Below are 18444 nucleotides of genomic sequence, written 5' to 3' on the forward strand. Positions count from 1 at the left end.
TTTTATGCTAGACGATGATACTATTGTTGCTTTGGCCACCCCTCCTGGATCCAGTGCCATTTCTGTCATTCGTATTTCTGGAAAAAATTCTATATCTACTATTGGGAACATTTTTATTTCTGTTCAGTCTGGAAAAAAATTGGAAGATCAATCTACGCATACGATTCATCTAGGGTATATTGTAGATGATAAAAAAAAGGATTTGTTGGATCAAGTTCTAGTATCTATATTTAAATCTCCTCTTTCTTATACAGGAGAAGATATGATAGAGATTTCTTGTCATGGATCTTATTATATCCAACAACAGATATTGCAATTACTAATCAGAAAAGGATTACGTTTAGCCCGTCCTGGAGAATTTACATTTCGTGCATTTTCAAATAATAAAATAGATTTATCACAAGCGGAAGCTATAGCAGATCTCATATTTTCGGAAAATAAAGCCTATCATGAAATATCTCTGAAACAAATAAAAGGAACTTTGACTAATACCATTAAAAATTTACGAAAAAAATTATTGGATTTCGCTTCTTTACTAGAACTTGAGCTTGATTTTTCTGAAGAAAATGTGGTTCTTGTCAAAAGATCAGAGCTTTTTTCTTTTTTAAAGTATTTGGAAGAAACATTAAAAGATTTAATTGAATCCTTTTCGTTAGGAAATGCCATAAAAAGAGGAATTTATGTATCCATTATTGGAGAAACCAATGTAGGTAAATCTACGTTATTCAATCACGTGATTAAGGAAAACCGTTCTATTATATCTCACATAGAAGGTACTACCAGGGATAGCATAGAAGGAGAATTGATTCTGAATGGAATTCATTTCCATTTTGTGGATACAGCAGGAATTAGAGAAACCAAAGATCCCATAGAAATGATGGGAATTCAAAAAACAATGGAAAAAATAAAAGATTCCCAAGCAATTTTATACCTTTTTGACGCTTCCATCAAGGATAGAAAAAAACAGAAAAAAATTGTTAACGAAATTAAAATTATACACGAAAAGTATCCACTTCAAAAAATTTTAGTGATTGCTAATAAATCGGATATTTCCTCTTTTATAGATCACTACAACCTAAAATCAAAGGTTACTTATTTTTTTGAAATTTCTGCAAAAAATCATCACGGAATAAAAAGCATGCTCTATACTTTAAGTAATTTATTCATTGAAAAAATAAAAGAAAAAAATATTATTGTGACTCAAAATAGACATTATGAAGCTTTTAAAAAATCCTTAAAAGAGGTATTAATGGCCCATAAAGCTTTAAATCAAGGACGTCCAGAAGATTTAGTTGCTATACATATCAAAGGAGCTTTACATTATTTAGGAGAGATAACAGGGGAAATAACCAATGAAGAAGTACTAAAAAATATATTCTCAAAATTTTGTATTGGAAAATAATGTCAATTATGTCATGTGTAAGAGTTCGTTTTGCTCCTAGTCCTACAGGTCCATTACATTTAGGTGGAATAAGAACCGCTTTATACAATTATCTTTTTGCTAAAAAACATGGAGGGACTTTTATTCTAAGAATGGAAGACACTGACCGAAAAAGATTTGTTCCTAATTCTGAGTCGTATATTTTGGAAACATTAAAATGGTGTAAAATAGAACCTGATGAAGGAGTTGGTTATGGTGGACTTTACCTTCCTTATTATCAATCTCAACGTGGAGAAATTTATCGTTTCTATCTTTCTAAATTGTTAGAGGAAGGACATGCTTATTATGCATTTGACACAGATCAGGAACTTAAGAGTAGAAGGAAGGAGTATTCCGATCGTGGATTAACTTTTTCTTATAATGCGAGTATGCGAATACACCTTAAAAATTCCTTAAACATGACAAAAAAACAATTGGATTACCAGTTAAATTCTGGATCTTCTTATGTGGTTCGATTTAAAATTAAACCTGGAGAAAAATTGAAAATTCATGATATGATACGTGGAACTATTCTAGTCAATACAGATCACTTAGACGATAAAATATTGTTAAAATCTAATGGGGAGGCTACCTATCATTTAGCTAATACTATAGACGATTATTTGATGAAAATAACTCATGTCATCAGAGGAGAAGAATGGTTACCCTCCATGTCTTTACACATATTATTATATCGTGCTTTTGGTTGGAATCCTCCTAGGTTTGCACATTTACCTTTAATATTAAGAAATGATGGAAAAGGAAAAATCAGCAAACGAAATGCAGATAGTTTTGATTTTCCTATATTTCCTTTGAAATGGGTAGTTCCAGAAACTAAAAAAACTATACAAGGATATAGAGAACTAGGTTATTTTCCAGAAGCTTTTGTTAATATGTTAGCTTTATTAGGATGGAATCCTGGAATGAAAAAAGAAATTTTTTCTTTACAAGAATTAAAAGATTCTTTTTCTTTAGAAAACATCAATAAATCTGGAATGGTTTTTAACTTAAAAAAGGCCAATTGGTTCAATAAACAATATTTAAAAAAAAAAAAAGAGGAATTGCTTTCATTTCTTTACAGAAAACTGCAAAATCGTTCTCTTTTCTATGAAAAAGATTATTTATGGAAAGTCATCCATCTAACAATAGATAGAATTCATTTCATTCATGAAATTTGGGAACATTCCTTTTATTTTTTTGTTTCTCCTAGTTCTTATGAATCCAGTTTTTTTAATAAAATTTGTCATAAAAATACTATTGTTCAATTAGAAATTTGTAAAAATTTATTATCCGATATTCATCCATTTACATCTGAAAATTTGAGATTTTTGTTTGAAACAAAAATTCAAAATAAATGTAAGATAATGCAACTATTTCGCTTTTCTTTAGTAGGTTCCCTAAAAGGATCCGACCTTTTCATTATTTTGGAAATGCTAGGAAAAAAAGAAAGTATACAACGTATAGAGAATATAATGAAGGAAATAAAAGAAAAAATTTTTTGAAAAAAGAACATAAAAATATAAATTTGCATTTTTGTAAAAAAATTCAAATGCTTAACCATTATGAAAATATTATGATAATAACTCCTATTTTATCGGATGATCAAGCAAAAAAGACTGCAAAGGAATATGAAAATTATCTGATCAAACAAAATGGAAAAATTGTTTATCAGGAACATTGGGGATTAAAAAAATTAGCTTATCCGATTCAAAAGAAAAAAAGTGGTTGTTATCATTTGTTTGAATTTTTATTCCATTCTCACTTAGTATCTGATTTAGATTTTAAATTGAGACAAGATGAACGTATTTTACGTTTCCTCACTGTAAAGTTAGATAAATATGGGATAAAATATGCAGAAAAAAGAAGAGATAAATTATTGAAAAATGACAATAATAAATTATAAGGATCCAAACAATACAAAACAAGGGACTGATAGCGATTTGAGATACTTGTCTCCTCTTAAAATAGAAACAAAATTAGAAAAAAAATATTGTTATTTTAAACAAAGGAATATTAAGTATATAGATTATAAGGATCCTGTATTTTTAATAAAATTTCTGAATGCACAAGGTAAAATTTTACCACGTCGTATTACGGGTACTTTACAAAAAAATCAAAACAAATTAAATTCTGCTATAAAGAGATGCAGACAAATTGGTCTTTTACCTTTTGTTACCGATGATTTAAGATAAATTATGAAAGTTATTCTCAAAAAAGACGTGGAAAATTTAGGATTTCAATACGAAGAATTAGATGTTAAACCAGGTTATGCTAGAAACTATCTAATTCCTAAAGGTTATGCTGTATTAGCTCTTCCTGGTACAGTAAAGAATATTCGTGAAATATTGAAACATCGCCATAGAAAAGAAAGTTTTTTAATGGATAAATCCAAAGAAATAGAAAAAAAATTAAAACAATTAACTATAAAAATAAAAGCTAAGGTAGGAAAGGGAGGAAAACTATTCGGTTCCATTAATAATCAAGAGGTAATGAAAGCTTTAAATGAAAAAGGAATCCATATAGAGAAAAAATTTATCAGGATTCCTGGAAATAAGGTGATTAAAACAATAGGAAAACATCAGGCTAGTATACGTTTACATCGTCAACGGGAGTTACTGCTAAATTTTGAAGTATTGCCTACCTAAAGAGTCGTACAATAAGAATAAATTTAGTAGAACAACGATGATAGTGATCAACCAAGTTAATATTTTTAAAGCAGTTCCATTAACAAATGATCCCATTTTATCAGGATTTCCTGTAAAATTTACCAATGGAATAATCGCAAAACTTAATTGTATTGATAAAATTATTTGACTAATTATTAGTAATTCTGCAGTTCCTTTTTCTCCATAAACAATAGAGGATATCATAGCAGGAATAATAGCTATTAATCTAGTTATTAATCTTCTAATCCAAGGTTTTAATCGTATGTGAAGAAATCCTTCCATCACAATTTGTCCAGCTAAAGTTCCAGTAAGTGTAGAGTTTTGTCCTGAGGCTAGTAAAGCTAGTGCAAAAAAAACTCCAGCTAGACTAGATCCTAGTATAGGGGTTAAGAGTTTATGTGCATCCATAATATCCGCTACTTCTGTATGTCCAGTCTTATGAAAGGTAGCTGCAGATATAATTAATATTGCTGCATTGATAAAGAAAGCTAAGGATAAAGATAACGTACTATCTATAGTTGCATATTTTATGGCCATTTTTTTTCCTTCAATAGTGCGTGGATAATTCCTTGTTTGTATGATACTTGAATGTAAGTAAAGATTATGAGGCATTACGGTAGCTCCTAGTATTCCAATAGAAATGTAGAAAGAATGTGAGTTTTTAATTATTTCAGGATTAGGGATTATTCCTTTTAAAATAGGAAAAATTTCTGGTTTAGAGCTAATAATTTCAAAACTAAAACAAATTAAAATTGTAACAATTAATATGGCGACCACACTTTCAATATATCTGAACCCTTTATACTGAAAGAATAAAATGAGCAAAACATCTATAGTTGTAATTAATACTCCCCATGTGATTGGAATTCCAAGAAGCAATTTTAAGGCCAACACAGAACCAATGATTTCCGCTAAGTCACATGCAGCAATAGCTACTTCGCATAATAACCACAATATAAAACTAATAAATGGTGGATAATGGTCTCTACAGGCTTGTGCTAAATCTCGTTCACAAACAATTCCTAATTTTAAAGCCAAATGTTGTAAGATAATAGCAAAAATATTGGATATAAAAATAACGGACAAAAGCATGTATCCGAATTTAGATCCTCCAGCAATATCTGTTGCCCAATTTCCTGGATCCATATATCCTACTGCAATTAGAAGTCCTGGTCCAGTGAAAGCAAAAAATTTTCTCCAGATTCCTTTTTTTTGAGGAACGGAAACCGAAGAAAAAACCTCAGAAAGGGAAGGGTCTTTATTTTCTTTTCTCCATCCTTTTATTATAGGATCCCTATTTTTTTGCATACATACATAATTAGTAGAAAATGAAAATATAAATATAAAGTTAACCGTTTTCTTTTCATCTTTTTATTTTTTGATTCCGATTGCATGAAATCAAATTATTTTTTACCTTTGTTTTCTTGAATGAAGGATAAGGATTCATGAAGGAAGAATGAAACTCATTATGAAAAAAATAGCTATACAAGGGGGTAAGGGGTGTTTTCATCATGCTGCTGTTTCCAGATATTTTGAAGGATGTAATTACAAATTGATGGAATGTTCTTCCTTTAGAGAAATAGCCTATTCCGTAGCTAAATCCAATGTAGATATTGGGTTTATGGCTATAGAGAACACCATAGCTGGGTCTATATTAACTAACTACAGTCTTTTATCTGAATACAACTTAAGAATAGTGGGAGAAGTTTTTATGCCTATACAACATCATTTAATGGCTTTTCCTGGACAAAAACTAGAAGACATAAAAGAAATTTATTCTCATCCAATGGCTATTTTGCAATGTGAATCATTCATAGAGTCACATCCTGATATCAGGACATACAAATATTCTAACACAGCTTATGCCGCTAAATATATTTTAAATATAAATAAGAAAGGATTAGCTGCTATAGCATCAGAAAAAGCTGCTAATGAATATGGGTTAGAAATTATTGCTAGGAATATACAAACCCTTAAAAGTAATTTTACCAGATTTTTTGTTATTAAAAATTTTTCTAAAAAATATAAAAAAGAAAATGATTTTGATAAAGCTTCACTCAGCTTAAAAATTACTACCGGAAGCATATCTAAAGTATTGAGTCTTATATATAGTCTTCTATTTCATCTTGGAATCAAGATGACTAAGATACAATACATCATAGAAAATCCATGGAAATATTCATTTTATGTGGATATTCTATTCAATAGTATAATAAATTATGAGAGGATGAAAGAACGTATACAAAAAATACCCTGTATTCATAAACTTTCTATTATGGGAGAATATAAAAATGGAAGAATATTATCTTGATGATTTTAGTAGCAAAAAGGATACATAAAATATCGGAATATTTTTTTTCCGAAAAGATGAGATACATTCAAAATCTTGAGAATAAGGGAATAGAAGTCATTAATTTAGGAATTGGAAATCCAGATCTTCTTCCTCCAAATGGAGTTATTCATAAAATGAAAAAAGCCTCAGAAATAAAAGAAGCTAACACTTATCAAAGTTCTATTGGGATAGAAAGTTTACGTAAGGCAATTTCTGATTGGTATGGAAAGACTTATAAAGTGAATGTGGATCATGAAAAAGAAGTTTTGCCTTTAATGGGATCTAAGGAAGGAATTATGTATATTAGCCTATCTTATTTAGACAAAGGAAATCAAGTTTTGATTCCCAATCCTGGGTATCCTATTTATTCTTCTATATCCAAACTTTTAGGATCTGAGATTATTTATTATGATCTTCATGATAGGGAGGATTGGAGTCCAAACATAAAATTTTTGGAGAAGAAAAATCTATCTAATGTGAAGATTATGTGGATCAATTATCCTCATATGCCTACAGGTGCAACTCTAACTTTTGAAAAGTTAGAAGAAATCGTCTTCTTTGCCAAAAGGAATCGTATTTTACTCGTTCACGATACCCCTTATAGTTTCCTATTGAATAACCAACGGCCTTTGAGTGTTTTTAATGTTAAAGGAGCTAAAGAGTTTTCTTTAGAATTAAATTCTTTAAGCAAAAGTTATAATATGGCTGGATGGCGTGTTGGAATGATAATAGGAAAAAAAGAATTTATTAAAAATATTATAAAAGTAAAAAGTCTAATGGATTCTGGAATGTATTATCCCATACAGATGGGTGCTATAGAAGCCATGAATCAAAATTCAGAATGGTTTAAAAAACTCAATATAGAATATTTTAAACGTAAAAGAATTATATGGGAGATATGTGATCGTCTATATTTGGAATATAGAAGAAAAAGTTCCGGAATATTTGTTTGGGCTAGAATTACAGATTTTGATAAAAATGATCGTGAATGGTCCGATAAAATTCTAAAAGATTATCACATATTTATTACACCTGGAAGTATCTTTGGGGATAATGGAAAAGGATATGTAAGATTGTCCATGTGTTGTCCTGTAAAAGTTTTGGAAAAAGCGAAAAATAGAATTTTTTCATGAATATTGGAATTATAGGATTAGGTTTAATCGGGGGATCTATTAGTTTGGGTTTAAGAAAATCCAATTTTGGAGATAAATTTATAGGGACCGACTATAATAAGGAAAATGCTTTACATGCGGTGAAACTTGGAATTGTCGATGAAATAATTCCTTTACAGGATCTTATTTTGCAATCTTCCGTTATTATTTTATCTATTCCTGTAGATGGAATAGAGAAAATACTTCCAAGTATCCTTCACAAAATTCGTAGTGATACAGTAATTTTAGATACTGGATCCACTAAGTATGAAATTTGTAATAGTGTCTATTCTCATCCAAAAAGAAGTCGTTTTGTGGCTACACATCCTATTGCAGGTATTGAAAAATCTGGACCTATTTTTGCGAATTCAGATCTTTTTTATAAAAAAAATTGTATTTTTTGTGACTCTGAATTGAGTGATCCAGATGCGATATCTATAGCAGAAAAAATTTATTCTGTAATGGATATGCGTATGATTTATCTCACATCCCAAGAACATGATTTTTATATTTCTTATATCTCTCATTTACCTCATGTTGTCTCCTTTTCTTTAGCTTCAACAGTTCTAAAAAGATTTAAAGAAGAAGAAATTTTTAATAGTATGAAGGGAAGTGGATTAGATTCTACTACACGTTTAGCGAAAAGTAAGCCTGAAACGTGGCTTCCTATTTTTATTTCTAATAGGAACAATCTGATTCAAGCTGTAGATATTTATATTGATCACTTGAAAAGATTTCGTAAATATTTAAAAAATAAAGAATTTCATAAAATTGATCGATATATAAAAAAAGCAAACGATATAAAAGAAAAAATATGTATAAATTAAATGTATTGTGATGGAAAAAGATATTCTGAATAATAGTATAGACAGATCTTGGATTGAAAAATTGGATCAACCTATAACCATATCGGGGCCTTGTAGTGCAGAGAGCGAACAACAAATAAAGGAAACAGCTATAAGGTTGAATACTTCCTATGTACAGGTTTTTAGAGCAGGAATATGGAAACCTAGAACTAAACCAAATAATTTTGAAGGAATTGGAAAGGATGGACTTCAATGGCTAAAAAATGTAAAGAAAAATACAGGATTAATGGTAGCTACAGAGATAGCCAATGCAGAACATGTGAAGTTGGCGTTGTCCTTTGATATAGATGTGCTTTGGATAGGAGCAAGAAGTACTGCAAGTCCATTCACTGTTCAAGAGATAGCGGATTCTTTAGAAGGAAAAGAGGATAAAATTGTTTTGGTGAAAAACCCTATACATCCTGATATAGAATTATGGATAGGAGCTTTAGAACGTTTATTTAGAAAAGGAGTTAGAAAATTAGGGGTAATCCATCGTGGTTTTTACATTTATAAAACCTCTAAATACCGTAATCAACCTAATTGGAATCTATTATTAAATTTTAGGAGTATTCTTCCTAGAATTCCAGTGATCTGTGATCCTTCACATATTTGCGGAAATAAAACAGGTATTTTTGAAATAGCGAAAACAGCTTATCACTTCTTTAAATATGATGGATGGATGATAGAAAGTCATTGTGATCCGGATCATGCTTGGAGTGATGCTCAACAACAAATCACTCCGGAAAAACTTTTGGAAATGTTAAAAAAGTTGAAAGATTCCAATAATGATGATAATATAAAATCTAAAAATCAAAAGGATTTAGATTCTTTAAGAATATTAATTGATGAAATAGATGAAAATATTATTGCTCTTCTAGCAGAAAGAATGAAAATTTCCAAAAAATTAGGGACTTTAAAGAAAACATACAATATATCTGTTTTACAACCAAATAGATGGAATTTTATTTTGAATAAAAATCTAAAATTTGGTAAAAAATTAGGAATTTCGGAAGATATCCTTGAAGGATTTTTCAACCTATTGCATAAAGAATCTATTAATATTCAAAATAGGATATAGCATAGAGAAAAAAAAATGCCTTACTTATTCACCAGCGAATCTGTTTCAGAAGGACACCCTGATAAAATATCGGATCAGATATCGGACGCTATATTGGATCACTTTTTGGCTTATGATTCAGAAGCAAAAGTAGCTATAGAAACTTTAGTCACCACGGGACAAATTGTATTAGCTGGAGAAGTAAACTCTAAAACATGGGTAAATGTTCATAAAATAGCTCGTGATATCCTTCGAAAAATTGGATATACCAAAAATGAATATGGATTCAATGCCGATTCTTGTGGAGTCATTTCTTCTATTCAAGAACAGTCTAAGGATTTATTACTGGGGATAAAAAGTAACAATAAATATACCCAAGGATCTGGGGATCAAGGAATTGTATTTGGTTATGCGATTAAGGAAACGGAAAATTATATGCCTTTATCATTAGAAATGTCTCATCATCTATTAAAGGAACTTTCATTCATACGAAATGAAGGAGAAGAAATGCCTTATTTACGTCCAGACGCAAAATCTCAAGTTACTTTAGAATATTCGGATCAACATGTCCCTATACATATTCACGCTATCGTGATATCCACTCAACATGATGAATTCGACACAAAAGAAAAAATGCATGATCGTATCGTTTACGATATTCAAAATATTTTGATTCCAAGGGTAAAGAATATCTTATCGAAAGACATAAAAAAATTATTTACTGATAGAACGAAATATTACATCAATACTACAGGGAAATTTGTTACTGGAGGACCTCATGGAGATACTGGACTTACCGGAAGAAAAATTATAGTGGATACTTATGGAGGAAGAGGGGCTCATGGAGGAGGTGCATTTTCTGGAAAAGATCCTTCTAAAGTGGATAGATCTGGAGCTTATGCGGCTAGGCATATTGCAAAAAATCTTGTTGCGGCAGGAGTCGCAGATGAATTATTGATCCAAATAGCCTATGCGGTGGGTGTAGCAGAACCGATGAGTATTTTTGTGAATACCTATGGAACTTCTAAAAAAGAACTTCTTGATGAAGATATTGTAGTAAAAATAAAGCAAATTTTTGATTTACGTCCTTACGCTATAACAAAAAGATTGAAATTACGTCAACCAATATATGAGGAGACGGCTGTATATGGCCATATGGGTAAAAATCCAAGAAAAGTATGGAAGTATTTTTCGGATATAGAAGGGAATCAAAAAAAACAAGAAGTAGAACTTTTTACATGGGAAAAATTGGATTATTTATCTATCATAAAAGATGTTTTTAACATTTAATTAAAAATAGGTATTTTTGTTAAATTTTTGACTATGTCTTACAATCTATTGAAGGGGAAAAAAGGAATTATATTTGGAGCTTTGGATGAAAATTCTATTGCTTGGAAGGTAGCAGAACGTGCTTATGAAGAAAAAGCGTCTTTTATTTTAACCAATACTCCTGCCTCTTTAAGGATGGGAAAAATTCATGAATTATCTCATCAAACAGAATCTATGGTTATTCCTGCAGATGCTACTTCTATCGTAGATCTTAATATTTTGTTTGATAAAACTTTGGATCATTTTGGAGGAAAGATCGATTTTATCTTGCATTCCATAGCTATGTCCATCAATATTCGAAAAGGAAACCCTTATACCTCTCTTAATTATGATTTTTTGAGAAAGGGATGGGAAATCTCTTCTGTATCCTATCATAAGATTATGCAAACTGCTTGGAATAAAAATGCGATGAATAAATGGGGATCTATTGTTGCTATAACCTATGTGGCTTCTCAACGAAGTTTTCCTCATTATGGAGATATGTCGGATTATAAATCCTATCTGGAGAGTATAACACGTAATTTTGGTTATCATTGGGGAATAAAAAAAAAAGTCAGAGTTAATACGGTTTCACAATCTCCTAGTATGACAAAGTCCGCAAAGTCAATCAAAGGATTCGATCAATTTTTTATTTTTTCAGAAAAAATATCCCCTTTAGGGAATGCCTCCGCACAAGATTGTGCCAACTATATAATTACACTTTTTTCGGATTTTACAAGAAAAGTAACGATGCAAAATTTGTATCATGATGGAGGTTTTTCTAAGACGGGAATTATTATTGAACCAATGATTTCATGATCTTTAAAAAATAAAATATGAAAAAAATTATTGCTCCATCCTTACTTTCAGCAAATTTGGCATTTTTGTATCGGGATATAGAAATGCTGAATGAAAGTGAAGCGGATTGGTTCCATATTGATATTATGGATTCCTCTTTTGTTTCTAATATTTCTTTTGGAACTTTGTTTATAAAATATGTAAAAAAATATGCCCATAAACCTATGGATGTACATTTAATGATTTTGCAACCAGAACGATATATAGAACAATTAAAAGGTTGTGGAGCCGATCATTTGCATATTCATTATGAAGCTTGTATTCATTTAAACAAAACCATTTTTTCCATTAAAAAATATGGAATGAAAGTGGGGGTAGCAGTAAATCCTCACACTCCAGTTTGTCTTTTACAAGATATTATTCAAGATATAGATTTTGTTTTGCTAATGAGTGTAAATCCTGGTTTTAGCGGACAAAAATTTATTAGTAGAACCTATCAAAAAATAGAAGATACTAAGGATTTAATCTTAAAAAAACATTCTTCTGCACTTATCGAAGTAGATGGAGGTATAAATTTAGAAAATGCTTCTTTATTATTCAAAAATGGAGCAGACATATTGGTAGCAGGAACTACCATTTTTTCTAATAAAAACCCAAAAACAATTATTCATAGAATGAAACTAGGCAACAATTAAAATCCGTAATTTTTGTCTTATATGATTTCCAAAGAAACTATAAAACGAATATTTTCTGCTTCCTGTATAGAAGAAGTTATAGGAGATTTTGTTTCTTTGAAAAAAAGTGGTCTCAATTATAGAGGTCTTAGTCCATTTTCTAATGAAAAAACACCTTCTCTGATAGTTTCTCCTACAAAAAAAATATGGAAAGATTTCAGTTCTGGAAAAGGGGGGAATATTATTACATTTTTAATGGAGCACGAAAATTTTTCTTATGTAGAATCCTTACATTATCTAGCTAAAAAGTATGATATAAAGATTCATGAATATGAAGTAAATTCAACCATTAGGAAAATTAATCATGATCAAAATTTATACTTAATACAGGATTATGCAAAATGTTTTTTCATTGAACAATTGCATTTTACAAAAGAAGGGAAAGAAAAAGGGTTGAACTATTTGATGAAACAAAGAAATTTTGATATAACAACGATTCATAAATTTGAATTAGGTTATGCACCTTATTCTTGTAATTCATTCACCAAAAAAGCTTTGAAAAAAGGATTTCAAATACGTGATTTAAAAAAATCTGGTCTTACTGGATTCAAACAATCCAATAATTTTGATTGTTTTCGTCAACGTGTAATTTTTCCAATACATAATCTATCAGGAATAGTTCTAGGATTTGGTGGGAGGTCTATCAGTAGCTATTCCCGTTCAACTAAATATCTAAATTCATCTGAGAATGATATTTTTCAGAAAAGTAAAATCTTGTATGGGTTTTTTCAAGCTAAAACAACGATTTTGAAAGAAAATCTTTGTTATTTAGTAGAAGGGTATGCAGATGTACTTTCTTTACATCAATCTGGTATAAAAAATGTTGTCTCCTCTTCTGGAACTTCACTCACTATAGATCAAATACTATTGATCAAGAAATTTACGAAAAATATTATTCTTTTTTATGATGGGGATATTTCCGGAATTAGAGCTTCTTTAAGAGGAATAAATATGATTTTAGAACAAGAAATAAACCTACGTTTAGTATTTATTCATAATGGAGAAGATCCAGATATCTTGTCCAAAAAATATTCTTCTTCTCAATTGAGAGATTTTTTAGTCAACAACAGTTATAATTTTGTTTCTTTCAAACAAAAAATATATGAAAAATTCCACCAAGATGATCCAATTAAAAAATCATTTTTAGTTTGGAATATTCTGAATAGTATTTCAAAAATATCCAATCTTATTCAAAGAGAATTATACCTGCAAGAAGCTTCTAAAAAACTAAAAATACGTCAAGAAATTCTAATTTATGAATTGGGAAAGATAAGTAAAAAAACTTTTTATAATAAGGAAAAGAAGATTTCTTTAGAAAAAAAAAACATAAATTATCTTCTTATACTTGAAAAAAAATTGATACAATTAATTTTATTCTATGGGGATAAGATAATAAAAAAAGAAGGATACTACACTACGGTTTACGAAGAAATATTCCATACTTTTCAATGTCACAATTTACGTTTTTCTTTGAATTATCATCAAAAAATATTTGATAAAATATGGTTACAAAAAAAAACCATAGAAAAATGTAAATTTTTTGAAAAAAAGAAAAAATTATATTCATTATCCCAATGGAATAGAAAAGGAATTGAAGTTCCATCCAAAAATGCAAACATAGATAGATATCTTATGGATCTTTTATTGAGATATAAGTCCCAATATTTTTTGAAATTGATTCAACAAGAGATCAATAATTTTAAAAAAAATAGGGAGGATAATAAATTTTTTATAAAAAAAATAATGCATTTAACAAGTTTAAAAAATGAAATCAATAAAAAGTTACATCGATATGTATAAATGAAATTCTTTTTTTATTTTTGATTCTTATAATAATTTTGGTAAATTCGTGCATATAAAAAATTGAAAAAATGAATACATTAATTGCAAAAAAGGCGCCTAATTTTACGGCTAACGCTGTATTGAATGGAAAAGACATTGTTCCCAATTTTACTTTGGGACAGTTTAAGGGGAGTAAGTATGTATTGCTTTTTTTCTATCCTAAGGATTTTACTTTTGTTTGTCCCACAGAGATATACGCATTTCAAGAAAGAAGTAAAGATTTTGAATCAAGAAATGTACAAATCATTGCTATATCTACAGATACGGAACAATCTCACTGGGCTTGGTTACAAATACCAAAAGAGAAAGGTGGAATATACGGGGTAACTTATCCTATCGTTTCTGATATAAATAAAACAATATCCCACAACTATGGAGTTTTATCTGGAAATTGGATTTTAAATAATGAAGAATTAAAAGCTACGGGAGAAATTATTGCTTATAGAGGATTATTTTTAATAGACAAAAAAGGGTTTATACGACATATTTTAATTAATGACTTTCCTTTAGGAAGAAATGTCGATGAAGCTATTCGTATGGTAGACGCTCTTCAGTACTATGAAAAAAGTGGAGAAGTTTGCCCAGCAAATTGGACAAAAGGGAAAAAAGCTATGAAGGCAAGTCATTGTGGACTGTTAGATTATTTTTCCTCTTAACTTCATAAAAATGGGAAAAAAAAAAGTAGCTTTTTATACCCTTGGATGCAAACTAAATTATGCAGAAACTTCTACGATAGCAAGGAAATTTTCGAATTTAAATTATGAACATGTTTCTTTCAATAGTTGTTCAGATATATATGTGATCAATAGTTGTTCTGTAACAAAAAAGGCAGATACTGAATTTAAGTACATGGTACGTCTTTTTCTGAGTAAAAATGCAAAAGCTTTTATTATTGCGATAGGATGTTATGCACAACTTAATCCTAAAGAAGTTTCTTATATTCGTGGTGTAGATCTTGTATTAGGTTATGAAGAAAAATTTCAAATAACCGATTATATAGATCGAGTATTTTTATTAAAAAGATATCCTGCAAAAATTATTTCAAGAAATACATATTATTCTTATTTCTCATCGTATTCTATTGGGGATAGAACTCGTTCTTTTTTTAAAATCCAAGATGGATGTGATTACAAGTGTAGTTATTGTATTATTCCAATGGCAAGAGGATACTCTCGTTCCGAGAGTATAGAAAATGTTTTGAAACAAATAAAGTTTCTTTTTAATAAAGGGGTTAAAGAAATAGTATTGACTGGAATAAATATTGGAGACTATGGAAAGAAAATATACGGAAATCATGAACGTCGTTCCTATACATTTTTCGATTTGATACAGGCTATAGATCAAATAAAAGAAAAAGGAAGAATCCGTTTATCCTCAATAGAACCTAATTTATTGAGAGAAGAATGTATAGAATTTTTATCGAAAAGCAAACATTTTGTTCCTCATTTTCATATACCTTTACAATCTGGAAGTAACTACATATTGAAAAAAATGCAGAGACGTTATGGACGAGAACTTTATCAAGAAAAAGTGAAAATAATCCGATATTTTATTCCAGATGCTTATATAGGTTCAGATATTATTGTTGGATTTCCTGGAGAAACGCATAGACATTTTTTAGAAACTTATCATTTTTTGAAAAAATTAGAGATTTCTTCTCTACACATATTCTCTTATTCTCAAAGACCGAATACAACATCTATATACCTACAACAGGAAAAGGTTTCTAAAAAAATACAATGGAAACGTAACAAAATATTAAGAGGACTTTCCAAACAAAAATATAGTTCTTTTTGTGAAAGACAAATTTTTACTAAAAAAACTGTTTTGTTTGAGAAAAATTCTATAAATAATGAGTATTTGTATGGATATACTGAAAATTATATTAGAACAAAGATATTTTCGAATCCTATATTTAGAAACACTTTACAAGAGGTATTTCTAACTAAATTAGATAAAGATGGGGTAATGATTGCTAAACCTTTTCTTTAATGAATTCTACATCAAAAATTTCTTGAAAAGATCTTTTTACTAGATGTTTAACTTCTGAAAAAGATATCTTATTGTTTAATTCTTTCTTTAAAGAAGTTACTTCTTTATTTAAAATACCACAAGGAATGATATAATCGAAATACCGTAAATCTGTGTTTACATTTAGAGCAAATCCATGCATAGTTACCCAACGACTCATTCTAATTCCTATAGAACATATTTTTCTAGATTTACCTTTTTTTCCCTTTAACCAAACTCCTGTTTGTCCTTTTTCTCGTTTTCCTTTTATTTCATAATTTTTTAATAAAAAATGGATAATCACTTCTTCTAAAAGACGTAGGTATTTATGGATATCCGTAAAGAAATAATCCATATTTAAAATTGGATATACAACTAATTGTCCAGGACCATGGTAAGTGATATCTCCACCTCTATCTGTTTGATAAAATGTAGCCTTTATTTTTTTTAAAAAAACCGATGAAACTAATAAATGTTTATATTTCCCATTTTTTCCTATGGTATATACATGGGGATGTTCCACAAATAGCAAATATCCTGCTATTTTTTGAGAAAGTCTATCATTTACTTTTTTTTGTATGATATCATCAAATAATATTTTCTGATATTTCCAAGTTTCTTTATATTCTTTTTTTCCTAAGTCCTCGAAGAAGAGGATTTTTTTTCTCATAGTTTTTTATTTTTGAAAAATTTCTTTCAAATAAGAATATAATAAAAAAAACAAATGTACCTTCGTATTTTGTTTTTACTACGCTTCTGAATAAAAAGAGTTTTATGCCTAACTTATCCGAACAACAAATTATACGTAGAAAAAAACTAAATCAACTAAGACTATTAGGAATCAATCCTTATCCAACAGAGGAGTATTGCATTACCAACACCATTGTTGATATACAAAAAAATTTTATAGAGAAAGAAACCATCAGTATAGCTGGACGTTTAATACGTTTGCGAATTTTAGGAAAAGCATCTTTTGGAGAAATTAAAGACCATACTGGACGTATACAAATATACTTTAATAAGAATCATTTTTACTCAGAAAAAATGGGGAAAGAGGATTCCTACAATATTCTTTTAAAGAAACTTATAGATATAGGAGATATTATTGGAGTTAAAGGTTTTTTATTTAAGACAAAGATGGATGAAATTACTATCCATGTTCATAGATTAACTTTACTGTCTAAATCTTTACGTCCATTACCACAAGTAAAAGTGGATAAAAATAAAAAAATATATGATGCCTTTTCTAATACAGAACAACGTTATCGTATGCGTTATGTAGATCTTATTGTGAATGATCATGTGAAAGAAATCTTTTTAAAAAGAACTCGTATAATACGAGAAATTAGAAATTTTTTAGACCATAAAGGTTATCTAGAAGTAGACACTCCTATTCTACAATCCATTCCTGGTGGAGCTATAGCTCGTCCTTTTATAACCTATCATAATTCACTTGGAATTCCATTATATTTGCGTATTGCTAATGAACTTTATTTGAAAAGACTAATAATTGGTGGTTTTCATGGAGTCTATGAATTTTCTAAGAATTTTAGAAATGAAGGAATGGATCGTCTTCATAATCCAGAATTTACTGTGCTAGAACTTTATGTTGCTTACAAAGATTATTATTGGATGATGAAATTCACAGAAGAACTTATGAAGTGTATTTACAAAAAAGTACAAAATGAATATAATATAGAAAAAAAAAACAATTGGATTAGCTTTCAAACTCCGTTCCCTAGAATCCCTATTTTTGAGGCCATTAAAAAAAATACTGGATTGGATATCAAAGATATGGAAGAGGAAGGATTAAGAAAAATTTGTAAAAAATTGCATATAGTGGAAAATAGAAAAATGAACAAATCTAAAATGATTGAGAACATTTTTGAAGAAAAATGCAAAAAACATTATAAAAATCCGACTTTCATTATTGATTATCCTGTAGAAATGAGTCCTTTAACTAAAAGACATCGTCATAAAAAAAATTTATCAGAACGTTTTGAACTTATTATCAATGGACAAGAAATTGCTAATGCTTATTCAGAACTTAATGATCCTATAGATCAACTTGATCGTTTTCGAAAACAAATATCAGAAAAAAATACAGATGAATCTATGTTTATTGATCAAGATTTTATACGTGCTTTAGAATTTGGAATGCCTCCTACTGCAGGTATTGGAATTGGAATAGATAGATTAGTGATGTTACTGACACAAAAAAATTCTATTCAGGAAGTCTTATTTTTTCCGCAAATGCGTCCAGAAAATAGAGAATAAG

At 29.2% G+C, this 18444-nt stretch carries 18 protein-coding genes; 16 read left to right on the forward strand and 2 right to left on the reverse strand.

The window, feature by feature from the left end; genetic code table 11:
* Positions 1-4: 4 nt before the first annotated feature.
* Genes mnmE through rplI form a run of 5 tightly spaced genes read left to right on the forward strand, consistent with a single transcriptional unit; the run spans position 5 to position 4065 of the window.
* On the forward strand, positions 5-1402 hold the full coding sequence (mnmE, locus tag MADAR_RS00345; protein ID WP_014158552.1) for a tRNA uridine-5-carboxymethylaminomethyl(34) synthesis GTPase MnmE: 1398 nt from the start codon (positions 5-7) through the stop codon (positions 1400-1402).
* Between the two features lie 8 nt (positions 1403-1410).
* Positions 1411-2922, forward strand: coding sequence for a glutamate--tRNA ligase (gltX, locus tag MADAR_RS00350; RefSeq protein WP_014158553.1), 1512 nt, complete (start codon positions 1411-1413; stop codon positions 2920-2922).
* A 47-nt stretch (positions 2923-2969) separates the two neighbouring features.
* Positions 2970-3323, forward strand: coding sequence for a 30S ribosomal protein S6 (gene rpsF / locus MADAR_RS00355; protein ID WP_014158554.1), 354 nt, complete (start codon positions 2970-2972; stop codon positions 3321-3323).
* Positions 3304-3612 (forward strand): 30S ribosomal protein S18, encoded by a 309-nt coding sequence (gene rpsR / locus MADAR_RS00360; RefSeq protein ID WP_014158555.1) that lies wholly within the window; start codon positions 3304-3306, stop codon positions 3610-3612. The genes rpsF and rpsR overlap by 20 nt, the downstream gene beginning before the upstream one ends.
* A 3-nt stretch (positions 3613-3615) precedes the next feature.
* Positions 3616-4065 (forward strand): 50S ribosomal protein L9, encoded by a 450-nt coding sequence (rplI, locus tag MADAR_RS00365; protein WP_014158556.1) that lies wholly within the window; start codon positions 3616-3618, stop codon positions 4063-4065.
* Here rplI and MADAR_RS00370 read toward each other — a convergent pair.
* The gene (locus tag MADAR_RS00370) at positions 4039-5394 is read right to left on the reverse strand and encodes an Nramp family divalent metal transporter (protein ID WP_014158557.1); all 1356 of its coding nucleotides are present in this window, start codon (positions 5392-5394) and stop codon (positions 4039-4041) included. The two genes, rplI and MADAR_RS00370, sit on opposite strands and share 27 nt — an antisense overlap.
* Before the next feature lie 160 nt (positions 5395-5554).
* Between MADAR_RS00370 and MADAR_RS00375 the strand changes: the two genes are divergently transcribed.
* The 10 genes from MADAR_RS00375 to mtaB all read left to right on the forward strand — a co-directional run bounded on the left by MADAR_RS00375 (position 5555) and on the right by mtaB (position 16148).
* The gene (locus MADAR_RS00375) at positions 5555-6397 is read left to right on the forward strand and encodes a prephenate dehydratase (protein WP_014158558.1); all 843 of its coding nucleotides are present in this window, start codon (positions 5555-5557) and stop codon (positions 6395-6397) included.
* Complete coding sequence (locus MADAR_RS00380; RefSeq protein WP_014158559.1) at positions 6397-7551, forward strand: pyridoxal phosphate-dependent aminotransferase; 1155 nt, start codon at positions 6397-6399, stop codon at positions 7549-7551. Before MADAR_RS00375 ends, MADAR_RS00380 begins: the two co-directional genes overlap by 1 nt.
* Positions 7548-8396 carry a prephenate dehydrogenase gene (locus MADAR_RS00385; protein WP_014158560.1) on the forward strand — a complete coding sequence of 283 codons (849 nt, stop codon included), beginning with the start codon at positions 7548-7550 and terminating at the stop codon, positions 8394-8396. Before MADAR_RS00380 ends, MADAR_RS00385 begins: the two co-directional genes overlap by 4 nt.
* A gap of 10 nt (positions 8397-8406) precedes the next feature.
* Positions 8407-9495 (forward strand): bifunctional 3-deoxy-7-phosphoheptulonate synthase/chorismate mutase type II, encoded by a 1089-nt coding sequence (locus MADAR_RS00390; RefSeq protein ID WP_014158561.1) that lies wholly within the window; start codon positions 8407-8409, stop codon positions 9493-9495.
* Positions 9496-9510: 15 nt separating this feature from the next.
* Positions 9511-10764 carry a methionine adenosyltransferase gene (metK, locus tag MADAR_RS00395; protein WP_014158562.1) on the forward strand — a complete coding sequence of 418 codons (1254 nt, stop codon included), beginning with the start codon at positions 9511-9513 and terminating at the stop codon, positions 10762-10764.
* A 33-nt stretch (positions 10765-10797) separates the two neighbouring features.
* Complete coding sequence (locus tag MADAR_RS00400) at positions 10798-11601, forward strand: enoyl-ACP reductase (RefSeq protein ID WP_014158563.1); 804 nt, start codon at positions 10798-10800, stop codon at positions 11599-11601.
* A gap of 17 nt (positions 11602-11618) precedes the next feature.
* A complete protein-coding gene (gene rpe / locus MADAR_RS00405) occupies positions 11619-12275 on the forward strand; it encodes a ribulose-phosphate 3-epimerase (protein ID WP_014158564.1) in 657 nt (218 codons plus the stop codon).
* 21 nt (positions 12276-12296) lie between these two features.
* Positions 12297-14114: a DNA primase gene (gene dnaG / locus MADAR_RS00410; RefSeq protein WP_014158565.1), complete on the forward strand. Its 1818-nt coding sequence runs from the start codon at positions 12297-12299 to the stop codon at positions 14112-14114.
* 71 nt (positions 14115-14185) lie between these two features.
* Positions 14186-14812, forward strand: a complete 627-nt coding sequence (locus tag MADAR_RS00415; protein WP_014158566.1) for a peroxiredoxin — start codon at positions 14186-14188, stop codon at positions 14810-14812.
* Positions 14813-14822: 10 nt separating this feature from the next.
* Positions 14823-16148: a tRNA (N(6)-L-threonylcarbamoyladenosine(37)-C(2))-methylthiotransferase MtaB gene (mtaB, locus tag MADAR_RS00420; protein WP_014158567.1), complete on the forward strand. Its 1326-nt coding sequence runs from the start codon at positions 14823-14825 to the stop codon at positions 16146-16148.
* On the opposite strand, the gene lipB is transcribed toward mtaB, so the two are convergent.
* The gene (gene lipB, locus MADAR_RS00425) at positions 16132-16836 is read right to left on the reverse strand and encodes a lipoyl(octanoyl) transferase LipB (protein ID WP_014158568.1); all 705 of its coding nucleotides are present in this window, start codon (positions 16834-16836) and stop codon (positions 16132-16134) included. The genes mtaB and lipB overlap by 17 nt on opposite strands.
* 104 nt (positions 16837-16940) lie before the next feature.
* Here lipB and lysS point away from each other — a divergent pair, with 104 nt between their 5' ends.
* Complete coding sequence (gene lysS, locus MADAR_RS00430) at positions 16941-18443, forward strand: lysine--tRNA ligase (RefSeq protein WP_014158569.1); 1503 nt, start codon at positions 16941-16943, stop codon at positions 18441-18443.
* The last annotated feature ends 1 nt before the right edge of the window (position 18444 follow it).

Origin of the sequence: Blattabacterium sp. (Mastotermes darwiniensis) str. MADAR (assembly GCF_000233435.1) — a bacterium.
Classification (GTDB): Bacteria; Bacteroidota; Bacteroidia; order Flavobacteriales; family Blattabacteriaceae; genus Blattabacterium.

Excerpts from the sequence above, each read along its gene's own strand:
- mnmE (WP_014158552.1), top strand. The coding sequence starts at position 5 with ATGCTAGACGATGATACTATTGTTGCTTTGGCCACCCCTCCTGGATCC.
- gltX (WP_014158553.1), top strand. The coding sequence starts at position 1,411 with ATGTCATGTGTAAGAGTTCGTTTTGCTCCTAGTCCTACAGGTCCATTA.
- rpsF (WP_014158554.1), top strand. The coding sequence starts at position 2,970 with ATGCTTAACCATTATGAAAATATTATGATAATAACTCCTATTTTATCG.
- rpsR (WP_014158555.1), top strand. The coding sequence starts at position 3,304 with ATGACAATAATAAATTATAAGGATCCAAACAATACAAAACAAGGGACT.
- rplI (WP_014158556.1), top strand. The coding sequence starts at position 3,616 with ATGAAAGTTATTCTCAAAAAAGACGTGGAAAATTTAGGATTTCAATAC.
- MADAR_RS00370 (WP_014158557.1), bottom strand. The coding sequence starts at position 5,394 with ATGCAAAAAAATAGGGATCCTATAATAAAAGGATGGAGAAAAGAAAAT.
- MADAR_RS00375 (WP_014158558.1), top strand. The coding sequence starts at position 5,555 with ATGAAAAAAATAGCTATACAAGGGGGTAAGGGGTGTTTTCATCATGCT.
- MADAR_RS00380 (WP_014158559.1), top strand. The coding sequence starts at position 6,397 with ATGATTTTAGTAGCAAAAAGGATACATAAAATATCGGAATATTTTTTT.
- MADAR_RS00385 (WP_014158560.1), top strand. The coding sequence starts at position 7,548 with ATGAATATTGGAATTATAGGATTAGGTTTAATCGGGGGATCTATTAGT.
- MADAR_RS00390 (WP_014158561.1), top strand. The coding sequence starts at position 8,407 with ATGGAAAAAGATATTCTGAATAATAGTATAGACAGATCTTGGATTGAA.
- metK (WP_014158562.1), top strand. The coding sequence starts at position 9,511 with ATGCCTTACTTATTCACCAGCGAATCTGTTTCAGAAGGACACCCTGAT.
- MADAR_RS00400 (WP_014158563.1), top strand. The coding sequence starts at position 10,798 with ATGTCTTACAATCTATTGAAGGGGAAAAAAGGAATTATATTTGGAGCT.
- rpe (WP_014158564.1), top strand. The coding sequence starts at position 11,619 with ATGAAAAAAATTATTGCTCCATCCTTACTTTCAGCAAATTTGGCATTT.
- dnaG (WP_014158565.1), top strand. The coding sequence starts at position 12,297 with ATGATTTCCAAAGAAACTATAAAACGAATATTTTCTGCTTCCTGTATA.
- MADAR_RS00415 (WP_014158566.1), top strand. The coding sequence starts at position 14,186 with ATGAATACATTAATTGCAAAAAAGGCGCCTAATTTTACGGCTAACGCT.
- mtaB (WP_014158567.1), top strand. The coding sequence starts at position 14,823 with ATGGGAAAAAAAAAAGTAGCTTTTTATACCCTTGGATGCAAACTAAAT.
- lipB (WP_014158568.1), bottom strand. The coding sequence starts at position 16,836 with ATGAGAAAAAAAATCCTCTTCTTCGAGGACTTAGGAAAAAAAGAATAT.
- lysS (WP_014158569.1), top strand. The coding sequence starts at position 16,941 with ATGCCTAACTTATCCGAACAACAAATTATACGTAGAAAAAAACTAAAT.